The organism is Mycobacterium simiae, from assembly GCF_008370645.1.
Lineage (GTDB): Bacteria > Actinomycetota > Actinomycetes > Mycobacteriales > Mycobacteriaceae > Mycobacterium > Mycobacterium simiae_A.
The window spans coordinates 1-3,086 of sequence record NZ_VTZN01000308.1; the positions used below are offsets into that span (position 1 = coordinate 1).

The window sequence follows — 3,086 nt, forward strand, 5'->3', positions numbered from 1 at the left end:
ACCGGGACGGGGCCGGCTTGGAGGCATCCGGCGGCGGTGGGTTGTCGCCGGACTGCTTGTCCTGGGCGGCGCGCCAGCGGGCCACCTGCTGCTCCAGCGGCACCCGGGCCAGGGACCGGGCCTCGCGGATGGCCAGTTCCCCGCGGCGCAGGGCGGTCTGCAGTTCGGGGGCCAGCTTCAGCAGGGCGCGGCGCTGCGACACCCAGCCTTCGGTGCGGTGCAGGCGCTGGCCGGCCAGATCGGCCCGTCCGCATTCGGCGACCAGGGCCTCCACCGCGCGGGCTTCCTCGATGACATCGAAGTCCTGGCGGTCGACGTTCTCGGTGATGGCCGCCGAGATGAGGGTGACGCGGTCGCGCGCGATGGCGTCGTTGACGACGATGTCCAGATCGGCGCGCCCATACTTTTGGGCCGCGGCCAGCCGCCGGCAGCCGTTGACCACGACGTAGCGGGTGGCGATGTCGTCGTCGGGATACAGGGCGCGGTAGGCGGCGGCGGTGACGACCACGGCGGGCTGCAGCTGCATGTCGGCGATCGACGCCAGGTCGGTGAGGTCGCCGAGGTCCTCGCGCGGGTTGCGCGGGTTGGCGGTCAGCTCGGTCAGCGCGGCGCTGCGCGCCGGGCCCGCGTCGGCGGGTGGGCGGTCCACCGGCGAGTTGTCGCCAACGTCGCCGGCCAGGGCGGCCAGGCTGGTGCGTTTTCCGCGGGGGGCCATCAGTTGACTCCCCCGATGTTGAGCTCGAGTGCGAACCGGTAGAAGTCCTCGCGGGCCTGCAGGGCCACCCGATTGGCGGGGTATTCGGTGACGACCTGCCCGTCGGCGCTGGCCCGGGCGTGCAGCTTGTAGTGGCGGATGACGGTGTGGGCCAGGGGCCAGCGGTGCAGCCGGATGAATTCCTTGGTCTCGTTGAGGTCGTGGGTGCCGTCGCGGGGGTCCCAGTTGTTGATCACCACGGTGTAGGGCAGGCCGCGGGGTTTGACGACCTTGTTGATGGTGCGCGCGGTCGGGTCGAACGACAGCGGCTCGGTCTCGATGGGGATGATGACGCGGTCGGCGACGTCGAGGACGGCGCGCAGCGCGTCGGCGGCCGGTCCGCGGCCCAGCGGGTCGCCACTGTTCGTGCCGGCGTCCAGGTCGATCCAGCCGGGGGTGTCGACGTAGACGTGTTTGATGGTGGGCAGCTGCTTCAGGCGCGCCAGACCGGCCAGGTCGTCGTGGGCCTGCACGATGTGAAACGGCAGGTCGTTGATTCGGGCGGCCCACCACACCGCCGAGCCCTGCGGGTCGACCGAGATCGCGGCCACCGGCGAGCTGGCCTCCGGGTCGTCGTGGTGATTGAGGACGTCGGCGGTGACGGCGGCCAAGTTGACCGCGATGGTGCTCTTGCCGACGCCGCCCTTCTGGTTGAGAACGACGTGCACAGCCATAGAAGGCCTTCCGTATGCTTCCCCCGCACGGCGGAGTACTTCGGATGGGTAGGCCCCGATGCTATCGGCCCGCGCCGCGCCGCGCCGCTAGTGACACGCGGCCTTCTTCGTGGGCACCACTCCCCCGCTACCGGGGTCGCTGCCGCCGCGCCGGTTTGCCACTTTACCGCGGTAAAGTGATCGCGCGGTGTCGCCTGCCTGGCGACATGGGAGTTTCTGTGTAGCGCGGGCCCCAAGCGTGGCGCTGCGTGATTTGCTGCCCGCCCCATTGGGCCCCCGGTGGCCGTGTGATCGGGTGATTCGGCGATGCGGACACCGGGTCTACGTGTGATCGGGTGATCGCCTCACCGGGTGATCGCCGCCTCTCGATCACCGGGTGGCGGCACCACCGGGTCACTCGGTGATCGGCACACCCGGTGATGTGCTGACGCAGTGATCCCGTCACCACATGGCCCCATCACCGCGCCACGCGGTGATGCGCTGCTCCGGTGATTCAGTCACCTCGTCACCGAGTAGCACCGTGATCGGGCCACCAGATGACGGCGTGATTGCCTCATCGCGTGATCGGGTTGCGCGATCACCGGGTGCCCGGGTGATCCGGCGACGCCGTGAGCGCGTGTCGCGGTCACCGGATCGCGGTGTCGCCCGGTGTTGTGATCACCGGGTGTTCGCAACACGCCGTGGCCGCATCGCACAAACACCAGGTCACGCCGTGTTCTAATCACCACTGTGAAGGTTGTGACGTAAGGGGCTCAAGTGAAATCAGATGTGATAGCGATCGCCAACCACAAGGGCGGGGTGGGCAAGTCGTTCACCGCGGTCAGCCTGGCTGCCGGGCTGGCCCAGGGCGGGTGGCGCACCCTGCTGGTGGACTGCGACGCGCAGGCCAACTCGACGTCGATGTTCGATCCCGATGACGATGTGGAACTCGACCTCTACGACCTGATTGCCGAGCAGGTCCCGATCGCGCAGGTGATCCGCAAGACCCGGATCCCGAATCTGGAATTGGTACCCTCGACGCTGGCGGTGGCCAAGCTCGACCAGCAGCTGGTGATGATGCATCGCCGAGAGTATCAGATGGCGATGCGGCTCGAACCGGTCTACGCCGACTATGACGCGATCGTGCTGGATCTTTCGCCCAACCTCGGGCAGCTGGTCATCTCCGCGCTCAACGCCGCCGACTGGATGATCGTGCCCACCGATGCCAGCAAGTGGGGCCGCCGCGGCGTGCACATGTTCCTGGAGTGGGCGGCCTCGCTCCGCGCACATCAGGTGCTCTCCGCGGAGCTGATGGGCGTGCTGTTGACCAAGTACGAGCCGAACACGCTCATCAGCCGCGAGACGCTGGCCGCGCTGCAGGCAGACGGGCTGCCGCTGTTCGAGGCGCTGATCCCCAAGCGCACCGCCGCCGAGCGGATGGTCAGTGGGGGACATGTGCTCGGCGACGTCGAGGCCGACCCGGATCTGGCTCAGGCCTACGCCGCGTTCACCGTCGCGGTGATGCAGCACGTCAAAGAGGGGCGCAGCAACCGAGGGAGGCACCATGGGTAAGAACGTCGCCGATGTGGTGGTCGGCATGTTGTCTGACGCGGGTTCGGCCACCCGCCCGCCCGCACCGCCGCAGCCGCAGCCCGTCGCCGACCCACCGCGGCCGCCCG

Annotated in this window: 3 protein-coding genes; 1 reads left to right on the top strand and 2 read right to left on the bottom strand. The window is 69.0% G+C overall.

The window, feature by feature from the left end; translation table 11 throughout:
• Together F0Q45_RS25130 and F0Q45_RS25135 are read right to left on the bottom strand one after the other, a co-directional pair.
• Positions 1–715 (bottom strand): ParB/RepB/Spo0J family partition protein (locus F0Q45_RS25130; protein ID WP_149656463.1); only part of this gene is annotated, 715 nt, incomplete at its 3' end.
• Positions 715–1,428: a ParA family protein gene (locus tag F0Q45_RS25135; protein ID WP_149656464.1), complete on the bottom strand. Its 714-nt coding sequence runs from the start codon at positions 1,426–1,428 to the stop codon at positions 715–717. The genes F0Q45_RS25135 and F0Q45_RS25130, both read right to left, overlap by 1 nt.
• 756 nt (positions 1,429–2,184) lie before the next feature.
• On the opposite strand from F0Q45_RS25135, the gene F0Q45_RS25140 reads away from it, so the two are divergent.
• Entirely contained in the window at positions 2,185–2,979 is a 795-nt protein-coding gene (locus F0Q45_RS25140) for a ParA family protein (protein ID WP_149656465.1), read from the top strand.
• The last annotated feature ends 107 nt before the right edge of the window (positions 2,980–3,086 follow it).